Annotated in this window: 13 protein-coding genes; 6 read left to right on the top strand and 7 right to left on the bottom strand. The window is 64.8% G+C overall.

Features of this window, described 5'->3' with window-relative positions:
* Positions 1-191: 191 nt before the first annotated feature.
* Complete coding sequence (locus P0Y59_04310) at positions 192-392, bottom strand: hypothetical protein (protein WEK02490.1); 201 nt, start codon at positions 390-392, stop codon at positions 192-194.
* Between the two features lie 387 nt (positions 393-779).
* Between P0Y59_04310 and P0Y59_04305 the strand changes: the two genes are divergently transcribed.
* The 5 genes from P0Y59_04305 (at position 780) to P0Y59_04285 (ending at position 8993) form a co-directional block, all read left to right on the top strand.
* Complete coding sequence (locus P0Y59_04305; protein WEK00924.1) at positions 780-1841, top strand: DUF3089 domain-containing protein; 1062 nt, start codon at positions 780-782, stop codon at positions 1839-1841.
* A gap of 125 nt (positions 1842-1966) precedes the next feature.
* Positions 1967-2398, top strand: coding sequence for a hypothetical protein (locus tag P0Y59_04300; GenBank protein WEK00923.1), 432 nt, complete (start codon positions 1967-1969; stop codon positions 2396-2398).
* A gap of 166 nt (positions 2399-2564) precedes the next feature.
* Positions 2565-4865, top strand: a complete 2301-nt coding sequence (locus P0Y59_04295) for a TonB-dependent receptor (protein WEK02489.1) — start codon at positions 2565-2567, stop codon at positions 4863-4865.
* Positions 4866-4983: 118 nt separating this feature from the next.
* Entirely contained in the window at positions 4984-7509 is a 2526-nt protein-coding gene (locus P0Y59_04290; protein WEK00922.1) for a hypothetical protein, read from the top strand.
* Positions 7510-7523: 14 nt separating this feature from the next.
* On the top strand, positions 7524-8993 hold the full coding sequence (locus tag P0Y59_04285) for an MFS transporter (GenBank protein ID WEK00921.1): 1470 nt from the start codon (positions 7524-7526) through the stop codon (positions 8991-8993).
* On the opposite strand, the gene P0Y59_04280 is transcribed toward P0Y59_04285, so the two are convergent.
* The 6 genes from P0Y59_04280 to P0Y59_04255 all read right to left on the bottom strand — a co-directional run bounded on the left by P0Y59_04280 (position 8994) and on the right by P0Y59_04255 (position 16213).
* Entirely contained in the window at positions 8994-9659 is a 666-nt protein-coding gene (locus P0Y59_04280; GenBank protein ID WEK00920.1) for a TetR/AcrR family transcriptional regulator, read from the bottom strand.
* Between the two features lie 137 nt (positions 9660-9796).
* Positions 9797-10909: a DUF2817 domain-containing protein gene (locus P0Y59_04275; protein WEK00919.1), complete on the bottom strand. Its 1113-nt coding sequence runs from the start codon at positions 10907-10909 to the stop codon at positions 9797-9799.
* A 4-nt stretch (positions 10910-10913) separates the two neighbouring features.
* Complete coding sequence (locus tag P0Y59_04270; protein ID WEK00918.1) at positions 10914-12074, bottom strand: MFS transporter; 1161 nt, start codon at positions 12072-12074, stop codon at positions 10914-10916.
* Entirely contained in the window at positions 12064-13542 is a 1479-nt protein-coding gene (locus tag P0Y59_04265; GenBank protein WEK00917.1) for an aldehyde dehydrogenase family protein, read from the bottom strand. The genes P0Y59_04270 and P0Y59_04265 overlap by 11 nt, the downstream gene beginning before the upstream one ends.
* Complete coding sequence (locus tag P0Y59_04260) at positions 13539-15131, bottom strand: GMC family oxidoreductase N-terminal domain-containing protein (GenBank protein WEK00916.1); 1593 nt, start codon at positions 15129-15131, stop codon at positions 13539-13541. Before P0Y59_04260 ends, P0Y59_04265 begins: the two co-directional genes overlap by 4 nt.
* Positions 15132-15286: 155 nt before the next feature.
* Positions 15287-16213 (bottom strand): AraC family transcriptional regulator, encoded by a 927-nt coding sequence (locus tag P0Y59_04255; protein WEK00915.1) that lies wholly within the window; start codon positions 16211-16213, stop codon positions 15287-15289.
* A gap of 259 nt (positions 16214-16472) precedes the next feature.
* Here P0Y59_04255 and P0Y59_04250 point away from each other — a divergent pair, with 259 nt between their 5' ends.
* The gene (locus P0Y59_04250) at positions 16473-18797 is read left to right on the top strand and encodes a TonB-dependent receptor (protein ID WEK00914.1); all 2325 of its coding nucleotides are present in this window, start codon (positions 16473-16475) and stop codon (positions 18795-18797) included.
* Positions 18798-18812: the final 15 nt, after the last annotated feature.

Below are 18812 nucleotides of genomic sequence, written 5' to 3'. Positions count from 1 at the left end.
TTAGGGGAGTTCGCGCGGTCCCAACGAAGCCGATCAGGCTGGCATTGATCTCCAGACAGTCAGCGACAGGCCGAGCCGCCAGCAAACCGCCTCAGGCAATGCTATCGGGGATTGCGGACGAACGGCTTCCGACATGTCCGGCGCCATCCTGCGATCAGCCGTACTGCGGGAGCATGCCAGCCCCCGTGCCGCTATTTTTTCGGCGTCACCCAAACCGATACGGGCACCGCAAATTTGCCCGGCGCCGGCTTTCCGACCTCGACCCGGTCGGCAGTCACCAGTTCGCCTGTGTCCAGGTTGAAGGAGACCCATGGCTTCGGCATGCGGCCGAAGGTGAATTTCTGGATGGGCTGACCGGTGGCCGTATTCATGATGGTTGCGATGACACTCATCCCCACGCCGATAGCCATCAGCATGCCGGACTGTCCAGCCAGCATGAGGTGAGAACCGGTGATCAGCTCATAACTTGTTGGCTGAACAGTTAGTAATTGAAGTGCTCGCCACTTCGTGCATTATCGCCGCGCTCACAAGCCACCGGGGGGAAGTCTGCCGGACAAGAAATCAGGCATAGAGCTTGATCGGCACGGAGCAGGAAAGGATGTTCCATGTTGAGGCAACCCAAGGCACTCCCGTGGTTTCGACGCATCGCCAGGGCCTTTGCGCCGCTGGCGATTGCCGCAGGACTCGGCTCGGCAAATGCCCAGGCCCAGTCGCCCACCAGTCCAGCCACACAATCCAGCGCCAGCAATTACGCCAAATATGCCGACGCCGGCCGATGGGTGTGCCTGCCCGGCCGCGACGATGCCTGCTCGCGCGACCTGCACGCCATCCAGTTGCTGGAGAACGGGTCTTCGGTGCCTGTTCCGCCCCGCGCGACGGCCACCTCAAGCCAGGTCGATTGCTTCTACATCTATCCGACGGTTGGCCTGAACCTCATTCCGGGCAATCCCGATCCCTATTACACGGATACCAGCGCGATCGAGGCGGCGACGGCGGCTCAGGCGGCCTCGTTCAGCAGCGAGTGTCGCCTGTTTGCGCCCCAGTACCGGCAGGCAACGATCGCGGCGTATGCGCTGCCGGAATTCGTCAGGCAGCTCTATATTCAGGTAGCGGCATCCGATATTCTCGCCGCCTTCGATTATTATCTGGCGAACTACAATCAGGGCCGCAAGATAGTCCTGATCGGCCACTCGCAGGGCAGCGAGATGCTGATCAAGCTTATCCAGGGCAGGTTCGACAACTCGCCTGAATTGCGCAGCAAGCTGCTTCTGGGGATACTTGCCGGTATCCCGGTCAATGTGCCGACAGGCCAGAAACTCGGCGGCACATTCACCAATGTTCCGGTTTGCACCCTTCCCGGGGAGGTGGGGTGTTTCATCGCCTTCAGCAGCTATGCGGAGGGATCGAATCCGGCGACCGATACACGCCTCCCGACTCCTGCCGGTCAGGAGCGTGTCTGCGTCAATCCTGCCACCCTCGATGACCAGTGGCTTTCTCCCGATGCCCGTCGAAACGGACGCAAGCTGCTGCAGGGAACGCTCCTGATGCCCGCCGCAAACTCGTCCGGCTTCGTTCGAGACGATGCGCAGACCAAATCCTTCACCCGTCTGAGCGCTGCATTCAGCGGCGCTTGCGCCACCGCGACCGACCCACGCATGCGCTTCTTTTCGATCAGGGAGGAAATGGTGCCCACCGATCCTCGCCACGGTATCGTCAAGCTCTCTCCGAATGCGCTGGACCAGATCGGCCAATTGGTGACCGGGAACATCGGGCTTCATGTTCTCGACATGCAGTTTCCAATGCAGGAGTTGGTCTCGCTGGTATCGACGCGACGTCCCTGACACCGATCATCGCCAAGCCTCGCCAGGTTTCGCGCCTTCCCAAACGGCGGTTCTTCCGGAACTTTCGGAGGACCGCCGTCTCGGAGCGTCGAGCCGGCATCTCCCGATTCAGGCAGCAGACCAATATGCAGAAGAAGAGCGCCTTGCCGGGCGTCGCACTCGCCGCCTTGATCATCCTGGCCCTGACCTGCCTGTTCTGGTGGTCAGGCGATCGCGGCGTGGAACAGGGGCACGACGATGTCGTCGTGGTACAAGCCTCGGCGCGCCCGGAGGCATTGCCTTCCATCCCGATACCGGCGGCCGGCACCAGCGCGGCAGCGCTCGCCCTTGTCGAAAAGCAGATCCTCGAAACGATCGGCGAGCCGGGGACGAGCCTTCGCGACGTCCGCATCGTCGACCGGGAGCGTCAGATCGCCTGTGGCGAGCGTACGAGCCATGGCACCGCAACCCTTCGCCGCTTCGTGTGGCTGAGCCAGCTGCGCCAGGTCGTCACTGACGATGGCGGTCAGGATTTCGCCATCCTGGTCCATGTCTGCACCCCGCCACCGCATTCCTGACGAGAACCACTCCCCTCGTCGAATGCGACGGCGCTAGTCGCCTCAGGTCGAATCACACAAACTGGCTGGACGGCCAGTAAATTTATGTTAGAGGGTCGGGATGATCGCAAAGCGGTCGTCCGGGCGTGCAACGGAGCGCCTACAAAAAAAGGGAGAGGCGTTTGTGATGCTGAAATTTCAGATGATGAGTTCGACGTTTGCCCTTGGGGTCGCACTGCTCGCACCGCCCGCCATTGCACAGACGACGAACCCGGCCGATGTCGGTCAGCAGGGCCCGGAACAGGCGGCCGATACGGGCCTGGACGACATCATCGTCACCGCACAGCGCCGTCCGGAGACATTGCTGAAGGTGCCGGCCTCCGTCGAGGTGCTCAGCGGCGACCGGCTCCGGGCAGCGCACATCAACAACCTCGCGAACATCCAGGAAGTATCGCCGAGCCTGATCGTCACCCAGTCCTCGAACCCCAGCGCCGGTGTCTTCACGGTGCGCGGGATCGGGACGGCGGTCACCGACCGTGGTTTCGAGCAATCGGTCGGCGTCTATATCGACGGCGTGTTCCGCGGCCGGCCAGGAGCGGCGTTGCAGGATCTGCTGAACATCGAACGTGTCGAAGTCCTGCGCGGCCCTCAGAGCACCTTGTTCGGGCGCAACAATTCGGCCGGGGCGATCAACATCTCGACCGCCCTGCCCAACGCGAAGGCGCTGGGGATGTATGCCGAGGCGACCTATGGCAATTACGACACCGTTCAGGCTCGGCTCTCGGTCAATGTCCCACTGGTCACCGACAAGCTCGCGGTCAGCGTCGCCGTGGCGGAGAATTACAACCACGGCTTCATCGAGGCGCCGAATCTTCCCCGGGGAAGAACCAACGGCCGCGATCGGCAGAGCGTCCGGTTCCAACTCTACTGGACGCCGACCGACCAGACCCGCGTAAGGCTGATCGGCGACTATTCGCAGCTCAACGATAGCTGCTGTTCGTACCTGCCGCTGTTCGTGTCCGACACGGCCGCGACGGGTCCCTTCGTGTTCAACGTGCGGGGCGGGTTTATCGGTTATACCGGTCCGACACCGGGCACGCCTGGCGTGTCGCCCAGCAACCCGGCAAGCACCGGGACATTCTATCGACCGTTCAACCGCAGGACGACGCAGGATTCCCCATCGAACGAGAAGACGACCGACAAGGGCGTTTCGCTCCAGGTCGATCAGGACTTCGGCAACCTCACCCTGACGGCGATCGGCGCACATCGCCGCTTTCAGTCGAACATCAGTCTCGACATCGACGGCATCAACTCAGCCGTCACGAACGTCCGGTCCGATCCGTCGACCAATATCCGCGAAACGTCGGCGGAGATCCGGCTTCAAAATGCGGCGGGCAGCCCAATCGAGTTCGTCGCGGGTGCGTATTATTTCGACCAGAAGATCGTCGATACCAACCTGTTGCAGATACGGATCAAGCCGGTGGCCACCACGGTCACCTTCTATAATTCGACCGGCATCGGGACGGCGGAGAGCGGCGCCATATTCGGCCAGGCAACCTATAACCTGACAAGCGCTTTCCGCGTCACCGGCGGCCTGCGCTACCTTAAGGAAAAGAAGACGGCCAACGTCACCGTCGCGCCCGGCTCCTTCTCCTTCCCTGGCACCGCCGAGAGGAATGACGACGCGCTGATGGGATCCGCGACGATCGCCTTCCAGCCGATCCCGGAAGCCAATCTCTATCTGCGCTATGCGCGCGGCTACAAGTCCGGCGCGATCAACCTTCTTCTGACCTCGCCGACCATCGCAGCAAACCCTTCGGTCAACCCGGAGACGACCGACGCTTTCGAAGCGGGCGCGAAGTTCCGCCTGCTCGGCGACCGGCTCAGCACCAATATCGCTGTCTATACCCAGACCGTGAATGATCAGCAGGTTCAGGCTTTCAACAGCCAGACATCCTCGTTCGTCACCCTGAATGCCGCCAAGGTCCGGTCGCGCGGCGTCGAGGCTGAAATCCTCTACCGGCCGGTCAAGCCACTGACGTTCAACGGCAGCGTGAGTTATCTGGATGCGACCTACCTCAGCTTCCCCGGTGCTCCGCCGCCTGCCGGGGGCATTGCCCCCAATCAGAATCTGACGGGTCGGACGCCGCCCAATGCGCCGCGCTGGACCATTGTCGGCGGTGTCAGTCTCGACCAGCCCCTGAACGACGAAGTTCGTTTGCTTGGCAACGTCAATTTGCGTCACACGACAAGCTATTACACCGACCTGGCGCTGACAGAGGCTTTCCGAAACGGGAACACGAACTTTCTCGGTGCCAGTGTCGAGTTCGCGCTGCGGAACGGGTTCGGCATCCAGTTCTGGGGGCGTAACCTGACCCAGCAGAACGCCTATCTGAGCGGCATCGGCACGCCGCTCGGCAGCGGAAGCCTCTCAGTATTCGTGAACGAGCCGAGGACCTACGGCGTAACGCTACGATTCCGGCATTGATCGTCGAACCTGGCCGCGGCCTCACTGTCGCGGCCACCTCGCCTTCGCCGAAACGATTCCGGGGGCCATGCGAATCCTCAGCCCTTGAGTTCACAATGCCCGCAGAGACACCCGCACCATGACCCTTTTCCGCGCCCCGTTCATCTGGACGCCACAGCAGCCGATCGCCGAGAACTGGCTGCTCGCCTCAAGGGATCTGCCTGAACGAGACGATGGCAAGAACCGGTGGTTCCTGTTCCGGACCGAGGTCGAGCTTGAGACACCGCCGATCGCGGCTCTCACCGACATCACGGTCGATGGACGCTATATCCTGTACGTGAATGGCGAGGAACAAGGGCGGGGCCCGGTTCGGTGCAGTCCCCTCGCCCAGCGTTACGACACTCATGACATCGCGTCCGCGCTTCGGCCGGGGCGGAATGTCGTCGCCGTCCTGGTTCACACCTATGGCGTCGACACCGCCTTTTACGAAGGTGTCCGCGGACTATGGCGTCCGGTCTTCGGCGACGGCGGGCTGTGGGTCGAAGGCCCCGTGATCGACACCCGCCAGGCATGGCGCTGCACGCAGTCGACCGCCTGGGTCCAGGACGTGGCGCAGGCCAATCACAGCCTAGGGTTCATCGAATCGCTGGATGCCAATGAATTGCCGGCCGACTGGGCCGCATTGGGTTTTGACGACAGCGCCTGGGACGTCGCACGCCCCCTGCTTGCCGGCGGAGGCGGTCCGGAATCACTGTACCAGGGCGTGATCGTCCGTCCGTTTCCCATCCTGCTGCCTCGCGGAATTCCCGCGCTTCGAGCGTTCCCGACTCACGCGCGGCGCATTCGCTGGATCAGGGGTCAGCTACCCCAGCCCGATCTGCCCCTGCACACGCGACTCTATGAGGAGCAGCTTGTACCCGCCCCGCTCGGCGCGGCGCGCAATGTCGAGGATCTTTTGAGCGACGCCAAGGCGTCGACCATGATCAGCACCTCTGACGGCGTCGATACCGCCTTCACGCTCGACTTCGGCCGTATCTTCTCGGGCCACCCCTTCTTCGAGATTGAGGCGAGAGGCGGGGAAGTGATCGAGATCGCGTGCGCCGAACGACTGCCCGACGAATGGTTCGGTGAGGTTGCCGAAGACGCGCGGATCGAACGCAGGCCCTATATCGGCACCGACGCCCATCTCTGCCGCTATGTTGCACGCGCCGGCCTACAGCATTTCCAGCGCTTCGAGTGGTGCGCCGTCCGCTATATGCACGTCGTCGTGCGCAACGCCCCGGCCGGCATGACCATCCGCCGCCTGGGCGCGATCGAGACCCACTATCCTGTCGACGAACGTGGCAGCTTCTCCTGCTCGGACCCGATCCTGACCAAGCTATGGGCTGCCGGAGCCTATACGCTCAAACAATGCATGCACGATGCCTGGGAAGACTGCCCGAGCCGCGAGCAACGCCAATGGCTGGGCGACGTGACGGTCGAAAACCTCGCGGGACACGCGGCATTCGGCAGCTCAGCGTCGGCACTGACGGCCAAATATCTGGTGCAGGCCGCCGAAAGCCAGCGGCCCGACGGGTTGACCCAGATGTTTGCGCCCGGGGATCATGGTCACAATGCCCGGCTGATCCCCGACTGGACGCTGCAATGGATCCTGTGCGCGGCCGACCATTGGCAACTCACCGGCGATCTTGCGACGATCGAACAAATCTGGCCGTCGATCCGGAAGGCGCTCGGCTGGTTCGAACGGATCGCCGGGCCGCATGGCCTGGTGGTCGACATGCCCTATTGGCACTTCATGGACTGGGCCGGGCTTGGTCGCGACCATCAGGCTTTGCCGCTCAACGCGCAATTGGCGGGCGCGTACCGGGCCGCCGCGACGATCGGCAGCGCGCTGGAGGATGAACGGGCGGCCAGCCTCTATGAGAATCGCGCGCGCGCCATCTCCGCCAGGCTCGATGCCGAGCATTGGGACCAGCAGCGCGGCGCGTGGGTGGATATGGTCGATCCCGTCAGCGGCGCGCAGATGAGGCGGACATCGCAGCATGGTATCGCCGCGCTCGCCTTATGGGGCGACGCGGCGCCCGAGCGGATCACACGCGCCTTCGACTGGGCGACCGACCCCGAGCGCGAGACCGCAACGCCGGCGCCGCCGGTCGTCCCCTTCGGAACCCCGCTGGACGAGGAACAGGGGGTCGTCGTGGCGAACACCTTCTACAGCCATTTCGTCAACGAAGCCCTGGTCAAGCACGGTCGCGGCGCGACGGCCCTCGACAATATAAGGCGCCGCTTCGCGCCCATGATCGAGGCGGGCTCGTCCACTTTGTGGGAGGCGATTACCCCCTGGGCGAGCCTTTGCCACGGCTTCTCGGCGTCACCGACGCACTTCCTGTCCCGACACGTGCTGGGTGTCGCCCCCGCCGAACCCGGCTTTGCCCGCGCCTGTATAACGCCCAATCTGTTCGATCTCGATTTCGCCGATGGCGTGGTGCCGGCCGGTGCCTGGGAGATTTCGGTCGCGCTATGCCGCAATGCCGACGGGTTCGGCGCGGTGATCCGTGCAGGATCGATTCCCGTCGAGGTGACGCCACCGCCCGGCTTCGCGCTGCGGTCGCTCGTCGATCGCGACGGCGCTATCCACGCCCTCTTTGCCGAGTTGAAAGAATGACGCGGAGACAGTCGATGAAGATGATGGCCAGCACAATCGAGGCGGCCGCGGCCCGGCGGCAACGGTTGCCGTTGCGGCATAAGCTCGGCTTTGCCGCGGGCGGTCTTGTCGACGGCACCGCCTTGCACCCGCTCAACATATTCCTGCTCTTCTATCTGACCAGCGTTGCGGGGATGGCGCCCGGCCTGGCCGGCGCGGCCATTGCCGCGGGTCTGGTGGTCGATGCGATCGCCGACCCGCTCATTGGCTCCGCGTCCGACCATTGCCGGTCAAGACTCGGTAGGCGCCTTCCTTTCATGCTCGGCTCGTTACTGCCGATTGCCCTGAGCCTGACACTGCTCTTTTCGCTCCCGCCAGCGCTCGGTGGTGTCGGCCTGTTCGTCTGGGTTGCCTTCCTGTCGGTGGCGCTGCGCGTATCCGTGTCGCTATTTCTTCTACCCGTGACGGCTCTTGGCGCGGAACTCACCGACGACTATCGCGAGCGCTCAACGCTCATGACGCTGCGCTGGTTCTTCTTCATGTCGGGCGGCATCGCCGGGCTCCTGCTCGGCTTCGGCCTGTTCTTCGCCGGGCCTGAAGGGCTGATGGCGCGCGGCCAATATATGCCGTTCGCGATCGCGCTATCGCTTATCGTGGTCGGCGGCGGACTGGTGGCCTGCCGGACAGCGCTGGCGACCCGCGGACGGGAACATTCGCCCATGGTCGAGGCCCATTCCCTCGCCGCCTTCTTCACGGAACTCGCCGAGTGCCTGCGCAACCCCTCGTTCCGCATCGTGCTCGCGACGAACGTGCTGTTCTTCATCGGTTTCGGAGTCAACAGCGTGCTGGGGATCCACGCCAACACCCTGTTCTGGGGGCTGACCAGCGGACAAACTCAGGCCGTCACCATCGCCCTGTTCTTCGGCCTGTTTCTCGGCGCGCCGTTTGGCGGCCTGCTGCTCTCGCGCATGGAAAAACGAAACGTCCTGGCACTGGGTATTTCGGCGTTGCTGCTCTGCCAGTCAGCGCCGGTCCTGCTGCGCCTTGCCGGTTTTTTCCCGTTCGAAGGCGGCACGCTCGCGACGGCCCTGACGGTGTTCTCGCTGATGATGGGAATGTTCATGGGCTCAGCCGGGATCGCGATGAACGCGATGGGGCCGGATGTGGCCGACCAGCATGAAGTGCTGTTCGGCACCCGGCGCGAAGGTCTTTTCGCGGCGGGCAACGCCTTTGCCAACAAGGCCGCATCGGCTGGCGGCACGCTGGTCGCCGGTCTCCTGCTTGGTTTCATCGCCCTGCCAAAACACGCCGACGGAAAGCTCAGCGCGAGCGACGTGCCGGAAGGAAGCCTTCACTTGCTTGGGCTGGTTTATGGTCCCGGTGCCGCTCTGTTTTCGCTCGCGGCGGTTTTCATCATCCTGAAATACCGCATCGATCGCGAGGCCCATGCCAGGAATATCGCCGCGTTGAACAGCCGGCGACTGGCTGCCCAGACCGCCGCGTGATCACGAAGGGGCGGTCTCCGAGGTGCGATCGCGCCCGGTGTTAACGTGCGCGAACAACTCCATAAGATAGGCGACGCTCGCCTCGGTCTCGGCGCCTTCGCCCTGCACCAGCTCAGTGATGGCGAGTCCGCGAAAGGCCGCGACAAACACGCGCATGATGACCGCAAGATTGGCAGGTGGCTCTAAACCCAGTTCGGCATAATAGCCTTTGAGTCCATTCAGGACCCTGTGTTCGATATTGCTTTCGGCGGTACGAAGCTTCTCGCTGAGATCGGGGTCCGCACGCGCGGCCAGAAGGATCTCGTCCACCGCGATTCCCGGTTCACGCAACATTCCCGAAAGAACGTGCCGAGGCAGTTCGTTCAGATATGCCTCGGTGCCGATCCGCTTGCGCGTCTCCTCGATAAGCCGCCGTTCTTCGAGATGGACCGCGTCGCGCACCGCCACCATCAGGTCGGTCTTGCTGGCGAAATGATAGGAAATGATGCCGCGGCTGACACCCGCCTCTTTCGCGACCACAGCGATGGTCACCGCACTATATCCCATGCGATACAGGCAGCCGATCGTGGCTTCGAGAATGCGCCGCCGGGTGTCCGCGGTCCGGTCCTCCTGCTTGCGACGGGCTGGTTTGACGCTCTCGATGGCGGCGGGGGATGAGGAGGGCATGCGCTTCGCTTGGAGCCTGATCATGAGGAGGCCGATAGCGGCAACCGCCACGTAAGCACACAGCCCCTATAGATGCCAACTGTAAGACTGACGGCGGGCGCGGGGGACACGCATCGCCTCACATCAGGGCATAGGCGCTATGCTCCGGTCCGAACCTCCATTTGCCAGGCGCGGAGGCCCCGTAAAGCCGCGACGTGCATCTGGCGGCCGATCTCCACCACGCGCTCGCGCCATATCGGATCAACCGGGTCATAGGCCGCCCGCAATCTCGCCCGCAGCGCCGACCGCGGATCGACGTCCCCCGGCTCCCGCCCCAGGCGCAACCATCGGTCGATCATCACGGCTTCGAACGCCTCGACGTTCGAGACAGTGCCGATCTCGATCGGTGCCCCGACAATGTCGATCGGCGGCGCCAGCCTGCGCAGCCCGGGCAACAACAGGCCCGACCAATCAGGCGTCTCGCCCGACTCAAAGGCCTGGTCCTCGCCTTGCAGCCCCTGATCGGCCCACCAGCCTGACATCCGGTTCCGCGCCGCCGTGCCGGGCGCATCGAGCGCGACGGCCAGCGGCCGACCATAGTCGCCGAAGCCGGTATGCCATTCGAGATACGCCATGCGGCGGCAGGCGGCGAGCTCGGTATCGACGATGTGCTCGAACACCCGGTGCGAGGGCGACGGACGAACCCCGCCAAAGCCGACCCCGTCGGGATGACTGTGCTGCCCCCCGGTAAAGGCCGTCAGCGCCGCCGCCGCGCCCAGTTCGCTGGTCAGCGATTGGAAGAGCGCCCCGACCCGGCCCAACTGGCCATCGTCCCAGCGGTCGGGACAGACAATGTCGTGAATTCTTGTGTAATCGGGATTGAGCCGGAGCGCGGCACCGAAGTCGCCGAAATTGCGGGAGAGATCGACATTGTCGGCATCGACGCGGTGACCGTGCGAGACACCCCAGGGGTTGAGCGCGTGGATCATCACCACGTTGCAATCATCGACCAGATCGCGGGGATCGAGCACGGCGGCAAAGGCGCGCTGCGCGGCTGACCCGGCATGCCCTTCCGCCCCATGCACGCCCGAGATCGACAGCAACGTTCCGGACGCGCCGGCCGGGCCGATGACCGCCCAGTCGATCGTCAGTTCTTCACCCTGTGCGCCCGTCCCGGGAATAGTGGCTGACTCGAGCCGGCCACCCAATGTCGCCATGCTGGCCCGGAAGGCATGCCGTGCCTCATCATAGCTCTCGACGAACATGTTCATGTCATCAGTGATGGGCAGGAATGGATCGGTCGGCGGCGAACAGCGGCACGGTGAACAGGAAGCTGATCAGGTACAGCCCCGCCGCGAGAACGCCGATCATGTGCGCGCCGTAGCTGGCCAGGGTGGCACCGATCGCCGGCCCGATTGCCGAACCCAGTGCGAGAAGCGCCGCGCCCATGCTGCTCCACCGGCCGCTGCGATCGAGCCGGGCCAGTGCGCCAAGAATGAAGGGCAGGCCGAAGAACCAGGCGGTTTTCACGATTACCGCGCCCGCCACATAGGCAGCCATCATCGGCAGGGCGAGCAACAACGCCGAGGCGATCAGACCGGCAAAGGCGAGCGCGTTAGGCCCGCGCTGGCCGAACCGGTGCCCGGCGCTCACCGACAGGACAGCGCCGATGATCGCGCCCAGCACGGAAATCCCCAGCAACACACCCACCTGACTGCGATCGAGACCGACTGCCAAGCCCATACGTTCCTGAAACGACCATAAAGTGGTGTGACCGGCATAAAGGCACAGCAGCGCCAGCGCGCCGCAGATCGCGGGAAGATTGATCACCCCCCCATTTTCCGTCCCCCCGCTGCGCACCTCCCGCTCAGCGCGCGGCGGTGCCGGCGGGATCAGTCGTGTACAGGCCAGGCCGATCACCGCGACCATCGCCAACACCGCAACGATACCCGTCAGGCCGAAAGTCTGGGCGATCCATCCCGACAGGGTCAGCAGGATGGCTGCGTAGGTCAGGTTGACGAAAGTGGCGATCGCCCACACCCGCTGCGGATCGGCACGGCCAGCGTAAGCGGCGAACACGGTCGATGCGGTGAAGCCCATGGCCAGGCCAAAGACCGCGCGGATCGCCAGCAGCGGCACGAAGCCCCCCGCCCTCGCGGTCAACAGGCTGGTGACGACCATGATCCCGAGGCCGGTCGCGGCCAGCATCGGGCGCCTCGCCCGGTGCAATATGAGGTAGAAGAGCAGCAACCCCAGCGCATAGGCACCGTTCTCCGCCGCGAGCGCCAGGCTCGCCTGCGAGGCGGTGAGGCGAAGCTCGTCAATATACAGGCCGAGCATCACCGGGCTCAGGGTGGCGCTGGTCATCGCGCCTGTACCGATGACGATCAGCGCGGCCAGACTGGTCCGCGATTCCCGGGGCGCATCAGCCTGCATAGGTGATGGCCTGTGGCGCGGTGAAGGCGGCAAGGCCGGCAAGCCCGCCTTCAACGCCGAAGCCGGACTGTTTGCGCGGTTCGAACGGCGTGCCGAGCGCGAGGCCCGGCCGGGCGGCGGCCGCGACGATCACATCCACCGATCCGACGCACAGCCCCGTAGCGATCCGTTCCGCGGCCTCTTTGTCGGCACCCCAGATTGTCGCGCCAAGACCATAGGGCCCGTCGTCCGCCAGCCTGATCGCCTCGTCCAGATCGCCATATTCCTGCACCGTCAGCAATGGGCCGAACACCTCCTGCTGGACCAGGGCATTGTCCTGCGCCGCATCCAGTACCAGTTCCGGTGCAACGTAGAAGCCGTCCGCCGGCAGGCCCCCGGGAGCGGCCGACAGCGGCACGACCCGCGCCGTCTGGCGGGCGATCTCCCGAAAGCCCTGGATGGTATCATATTGCTTGCGGCTGGCGAGCGGACCCAGCCGCGTCGCCAGATCGCGTGGATCGCCGATCGGCCAGTCAGCCGCAGCGGCGCGTAGCCCCTCGACCGCCGCGTCCAGCCCGCCCCTGGGCACCAGCAATCGGGTGCGCGCCGCGCACCATTGGCCGGTATTCCAGAAGGCGGCGGCGAAGACGCCCGGCCAGATCTCCGGCTGATCGATCATGTCGGGCAGCACGAGTTGCGGCGATTTGCCACCGCATTCCATCATCAGCGGCTTGAGCGATCGCGATGCCGAGGCCTGGATGATCGCCTGACCGGTCCGGGTCGAGCCGGTGAAGGCGAGCATATCGACGCCGGGATGGGCCGCGAGTGCCGCGCCGGTCTCGTGCCCGGTGCCCGGCACCACGTTGAACACGCCCGGTGGCAGGCCCGCTTCGCTGGCCAGTTGCGCGAGCAGGACCGCGGATCGCGGCGACAGTTCCGAGGGTTTCAGCACCAGCGTATTGCCCGCCGCGAGGATCGGCGCAGCGCGGATCAACACATTGGCGACGGGGAAATTCCACGGCGTGATGGCACCGACTACACCCCGCGCGCGCCGCGCCGCGCCGTCGGCACGATCCTCGAGCGCAGGGATCATGCTGGCATAATGGCCGATCAGCAGCGGGCCTTGCCCGATCAGCGCCTTGGCGTCCGTCGTCGGACGGCCGACTTCCAGCGTCTCAAGCCAGGCCAGCTGCTCGACCTCTTCAGCGATGCGCGCGGCCCAGGCGAGGAGCAACCCGGCGCGCCCGGCGCCGCCCATCCGCCCCCAATCGCCAAGGAATGCCGATCGCGCGGCGACCACCGCCGTATCGATCGCCTGCGCGCCGCCCTCGTCGAAGCCGCCCAGGATATCGCCCGTCGCCGGGTTGACGCTGACGACCGGATCCCCGCCAAACACTCGGGTCTCGCCCTGAATCCAGGCATGACCCAACGCCTCCGGAAAAGGTGTATCCCAGTTGGGGAGAATCCGGGCGACGGCCGAAGAATTCATAGAGGCATTCCGATCAGGTCTGCGGCCTTGTCGCCGATCATCATCGCGACGGCCTGGGTGTTTCCGCTGATGTGGCGGGGCATGATGGAGGCATCGGCGACGAACAGACCGTCGACGCCGCGGACCTTGAGCCTGGGATCGACCACCGAGGCGGCGTCCGACCCCATCCGGCAGGTGCCGACCGGGTGATAGATTGGCGTCGCGAGACTGCGGATCTGGCGGTCGGCCTCGGCATCGTCCGCGCTCAGGTCCGGCCACCCGATCCGCTCCTCGACAAAGTCCCGGAACGCCGGCGCGTCGACGATCCGGCCGCACAGCTCGACGCCGCGCCGCAATGTCGCCAGATCCTCCGGCGCCTCGAGCAATGTCGGATAGATCAACGGCGCGGCGGCGGGATCGCCGCTTGCCAGATCGATCCGCCCCCTGCTCCGCGGATGGTTGACGCTGGCGACGACGCTGACCATCGGAAACGGTGCCAGCTTGCGCTCGGCACCACGACCGATATGGCCGAACGGAGTCAGATGAATCTGGATATCCGGCGACGGCAGCCCGGCCAGGGTTCGCGCGAAACCGACTGCCTGGGCGGTGGGCGCGGCGGCCGGCCCCTTCCCGGCCAGCCAGAGCAGCATCGCCCGCGCCATCCCCATCAGATTGACCTGCTGGTTGAGGGTCGGGACCGAGACCTTCAGGCCCATCCAGATGCCGACATGCTCCATCAGGTTGCGGCCGACTTCGGGCGCGTCGGTCACGACCGGGATGCCGAGTTCGCGCAACCGTGCGGCCGGACCAATGCCCGACAGCATCAGCAATTGCGGGGTGTGGATGGCGCCGCCGGACAAGATGACCCCTTTGCGCGCCACGACGGTGCGGACGACGCCGTCCTGCTCGAATTCAACGCCGGTCGCCCGGCCGCCTTCGAAAATCACCCGGTGCGCACGCGCGCCTTCCAGCATGACGGCAGCGCCGCGAGTGATCGCCGGCTTCAGGAAAGCGGTGAAGCTGTCGTGCCGACGGCCCCTCCTGGCCGAACTCTGCACATAACCGATGCCGTCCTGTCGTTCGCCATTGATATCCGGATTGAACGGCAACCCGGCCTCGCCAGCCGCCGCGATGAACCGCGGCGTCAGATCATGCACATAGGGCAACGGCGAAACGCGCAGCGGCCCGGTGGCGCCCCGGACCTGGGACTCGGCGTCAGTGCTGGTCTCGATCCGCCGGAAATAGGGCAGCACGTCGCGATAACCCCAGCCCCGCGCGCCGAGATCGCGCCACGCGTCGAAATCCTCAGGCGCGCCGCGAACGAAGATCATCCCGTTGATCCGCGTGCTGCCGCCCGGGCCGAGCCCGCGCGGCCAATCCTCGGTCCGGTCGAGGCGGCTGGGATCGGGCTGGGAAACCAGCTTCCAGTCATAAAAAGGATTGCCGTTGGTATGGATCGTCGCGGCCGGGATCGCCTCGATCCGCAACCGCCCCGCCCGCCCCGCCTCGAGCACTGCGACGCGCGTGCCGGGCACAGCGGCCAGCCGCCCGGCAACCGCGCAACCGCTCGCGCCGGCCCCGACCACGACATAATCGAACACCTCCGTCATGCCGCTTCGCGTCCGGCGCCGGGCGGGGCGATATCTCGGTCCGGGATCATGGGGGAATTCATGGTGGCTCCAATGGTCGGACGCCCCACACAGGAACGAACGGCGTGACCTTAGGCCGGAACGCCGCCTTCCTGCTTATGGCCGCGGCGGATGGATTATGCCGACCGCATTATTTGTGCGGCGGCGTCGCGCGCGACCGACGGGCTCATTCCGAAATAAGCCTTGTAGGCCAGCGAGAAATTGCTGAGATGGCCATAGCCGCAGCGCTCGGCGATCTCGCTGACCGACAGGCTGTCCTCGCCCAACAAGGTGCGAGCGCTTTCCATTCTTTCCTTTTGCAGCGCCTGGCCGATCGTCTCGCCATAAAAGGCGCGGAACGTCGTGTTCAGCCTGGTCCGGTTAGTGCCGACCGCCCGGGCCAGTTCGGCAATGCCAGGCGGCTGGTCGAGTTGCTCGGCGATGATCGCGCGAGCCTGGCGCACCCGGCGGACCTCACGCTCGGTCAGCCCATGATCGTCTGATCGCTTGAACTGGCTGATGAAGAAATCGAGCAGCAGGCAGGTCAGTTCGTCGATCTTGGCCCTCTTGAACCGTTCCTGCGTCCAGGGTGACCGGCGGGTGTCGAGAATATCGGCGGCACAAAGTGCTGCGGCGCGCGGCAACTGGTAACGCCGGAACAGGAGACGCTGCGACAGGAATTCGCTGGCTGCGCGTACTTCCTGCCCTTCATCCTCGAAGCCGGCGATCCGCCCGTTGCCGAGGCGCGGAAAGAACAGTGTCACCGAACGCTCCTCGGTGTCGTTCAGAATGATCTGCCGCTTGACGACGCCCGATGGCTGGTGCGCGATGACAAGGCATTCGCCGGCGATTTCGGACGTCGGCGCATCATTGAACTGATATTCGCCGGCACCGGTCAGTTGCACCTTGAACGTCAGCCGGTCGTCGCCGACCAGATGTTCGTCGATCCGGCCACGCGAACGGCCATCGATCACGACACCGCTGATCTCGTCGTCTCGGAGGAACGGTTCGAAGCGACCGCTCACATAGTGCGGGACCTTTCCTTGCGGTTCTGCGAGCGCCATTGATCTTGCCTCGGTAAGCAGTATGCCAATGCCCAGCTTCGCATGGAAGCCGGCCCATGCCAAATCGCTGCGATCCCCTGCGCCAGCCCGGATCGGTCGATTTTCTGCGCCCGGCATAAGCAATCCGCGCCCGCGCATAACAACACCCTGTCAAAAGGCGTGGATGAGTGATCACGTTGAATTCCCAGAAAGGCGACGCGACCCCCAATCAGGCGCGGCGCACAGGGCGAGGGACGCCCGGTTGGGACGGAGGATTATTATGCGACATCATCATCTCTGCGGCACCGCCTGGACCGCACTCGCGCTCGCGACGATCGGCAGCGCCATTCCGCTTTCGTCGGCCAGCGCCCAGGCCCAGGCTCAACCCCATGCGGAAGAACCAGCGTCCGACGACATCGTGGTCACCGCGCGCAAGCGCAACGAGCGCTTGCAGGATGCCCCCCTCTCCGTCTCGGCCTTCTCGGCCGCCGACCTCCGCCAGGGGAATGCCCGCGACTTCAAAGACGTGCTGCGCAAGGTACCCGGCGTGTCCTTCTCGGGCGCCGAACTGGGCCAGAGCCGCTACAGCATTCGCGGCGTCAGCACGACGTCGCCAAGCCCCACCGTCGGCATCTATCTCGACGACATATCGCTGCTCGGCGCGACCAACGCCTTTAGCGGTGCCGCCGATCCGGTGTTCTTCGATTTCAGCCGGGTCGAAATCCTCAAGGGGCCGCAGGGCACGCTGTATGGCGGCAGCGCGATGGGCGGCGCGATCAAATATGTCAGCCACGCGCCGGAGCTTGGCAAGACGACGCTTGATACCGCGGCGGGCGTATCAACCACCGCGCATGGCGGCATTTCCTATCAGGCCGAAGCGGTGCTGAACCTGCCGCTGTCCGACAAGCTCGCGCTGCGCACCGGAGTCCTTTATCGCAACAATGCCGGCTATATCGACAATGTGGCGAACGGGCTCGCGGTCGATGTGCGGACCAGCACGACAGCGCCGCCCGCCGCGCTGACGCCACTCGCGCGGCCTTCGCTCAGCACGCTGGCCGACAGGGACCAGAATTCGGACCACGTGCTTGCCGTGAAGGCGGCGCTGTTGTGGCAGCCCGATCCTTCGCTCGACATTACGCCATCGCTGTTCCGCCAAGCCTATCGCCAGAAGAACACCGGCGCCTTCTGGACCAATCTTCCCGATCTGCAGAGCTCGTTCCGGCTGGCGCAGCCCACCAATGACGATCTCGGCGTCTATTCGCTGAACATGGTCAAGCATCTGGGCGGCGTCGATATCACCTCGCTGACCGCCTATGTCGATCGTTCGGTCAAGTTCGATCGCGACTATTCCTTCTACATCGCGACGCTGGTTCCCGCCCTGTACGGCGTCAACTCGCCCAACGCCTCCAATAGCAGCACCAGGACGTTCAGCCAGGAAGTCCGCGCCGCGTCGTCCAATCCGGCAGCGCGGCTGCGCTGGACCGTCGGCCTCTATTATGCGCATCAGCGCGACGAGCTCGACCAGACCGTCAAGTCGATCGGCGTCGGCGGGCTCCTCGGGACCGGCACCGACACGGTCTATCATGGCAATACCCTCAGCAAGCTGACTCAATATGCCGCCTTTGCCGACCTGACCTTCGAAATCCTGCCCGGCCTCGATGCCACCGCCGCGCTGCGTTATTTCAACCTCAAACAGACGATCGACACCCGTGGCGATGGCGTGCTGAACGGCGGCGATACACATGGCACGGCCAGCACCCGCCAGAGCGGGGTCAATCCGAAGTTCGAACTCGCCTATCGCGCCAGCCGCGACGCCTTGATCTATGCCAGCGCGGCCAAGGGCTTCCGCCCCGGCGGCGGCAATCCGTTCGCCGTGGCGCCAAGCCAGTGCCAGGCCGATCTTGCCAATCTTGGCCTGTCCTCGGTGCCGGTCAGCTATCGGTCGGACTCGCTATGGACCTATGAAGTCGGCAGCAAGAACCAGTTCCTCGACCGTCGGCTGACCCTCAACGGCGCCGCCTTCTATACCGACTGGAAAAACATCCAGCAGAATGTCTTCCTGCCCGGGTGCGGATTCTCGTTCAGCGGCAATGTCGGCGGCGCCGAAATCAAGGGCGCCGAACTCAGCAGCCAGTTCACGGTGGACGGCCTGACGCTCGGCGCGGCGGCGAGCTATACCGACGCCAAGATATCCAAAAGCGCGACGGGCGTTTCGGCCAGGGTGGGACAGCCGGTGCTCGACACACCGAAATGGATCGCGAACGCCAACATCGCCTATCATTTCCCGATCGGGGGCGGCACCACCGCGACGGCGCGGGCCGACTATCAGTATCGCAGTTCCAGCCTGAGGATGTTCGAGAACAGCTTCGTCGTCACGACCCCGACCGGCCCGGTCTCGGCCAACAACGTCACCCAGCGGCAAAAGGCGTATGACGTGGTCAATCTGGGCCTGCTGATCGACACCGGATCCTGGCAGGTCGATCTGTTCGTCAACAACCTGCTCGATAAGGCGCCGCTGCTCGACCACAATGTCGTCAGCGGGATCGAAGCCGCCATCACGCTTCGGCCCAGGACGATGGGCGTTGGCGTACGCCGGCAATTCTAGGTGTTCCGATCGAGG

It is taken from the genome of Candidatus Sphingomonas phytovorans (assembly GCA_029202385.1).
GTDB lineage: Bacteria > Pseudomonadota > Alphaproteobacteria > Sphingomonadales > Sphingomonadaceae > Sphingomonas > Sphingomonas phytovorans.
Note: the sequence above shows the minus strand (reverse complement) of the source record. Positions and strands in the feature narration are given on the sequence as shown.

What these genes read in the sequence shown, in the direction of transcription:
- P0Y59_04295 (WEK02489.1), top strand. Translation starts at nt 2,565, where the DNA reads ATGCTGAAATTTCAGATGATGAGTTCGACGTTTGCCCTTGGGGTCGCA.
- P0Y59_04275 (WEK00919.1), bottom strand. Translation starts at nt 10,909, where the DNA reads ATGAACATGTTCGTCGAGAGCTATGATGAGGCACGGCATGCCTTCCGG.
- P0Y59_04280 (WEK00920.1), bottom strand. Translation starts at nt 9,659, where the DNA reads ATGCCCTCCTCATCCCCCGCCGCCATCGAGAGCGTCAAACCAGCCCGT.
- P0Y59_04285 (WEK00921.1), top strand. Translation starts at nt 7,524, where the DNA reads ATGAAGATGATGGCCAGCACAATCGAGGCGGCCGCGGCCCGGCGGCAA.
- P0Y59_04250 (WEK00914.1), top strand. Translation starts at nt 16,473, where the DNA reads ATGCGACATCATCATCTCTGCGGCACCGCCTGGACCGCACTCGCGCTC.
- P0Y59_04270 (WEK00918.1), bottom strand. Translation starts at nt 12,074, where the DNA reads ATGCAGGCTGATGCGCCCCGGGAATCGCGGACCAGTCTGGCCGCGCTG.
- P0Y59_04310 (WEK02490.1), bottom strand. Translation starts at nt 392, where the DNA reads ATGAGTGTCATCGCAACCATCATGAATACGGCCACCGGTCAGCCCATC.
- P0Y59_04255 (WEK00915.1), bottom strand. Translation starts at nt 16,213, where the DNA reads ATGGCGCTCGCAGAACCGCAAGGAAAGGTCCCGCACTATGTGAGCGGT.
- P0Y59_04300 (WEK00923.1), top strand. Translation starts at nt 1,967, where the DNA reads ATGCAGAAGAAGAGCGCCTTGCCGGGCGTCGCACTCGCCGCCTTGATC.
- P0Y59_04265 (WEK00917.1), bottom strand. Translation starts at nt 13,542, where the DNA reads ATGAATTCTTCGGCCGTCGCCCGGATTCTCCCCAACTGGGATACACCT.
- P0Y59_04260 (WEK00916.1), bottom strand. Translation starts at nt 15,131, where the DNA reads ATGACGGAGGTGTTCGATTATGTCGTGGTCGGGGCCGGCGCGAGCGGT.
- P0Y59_04290 (WEK00922.1), top strand. Translation starts at nt 4,984, where the DNA reads ATGACCCTTTTCCGCGCCCCGTTCATCTGGACGCCACAGCAGCCGATC.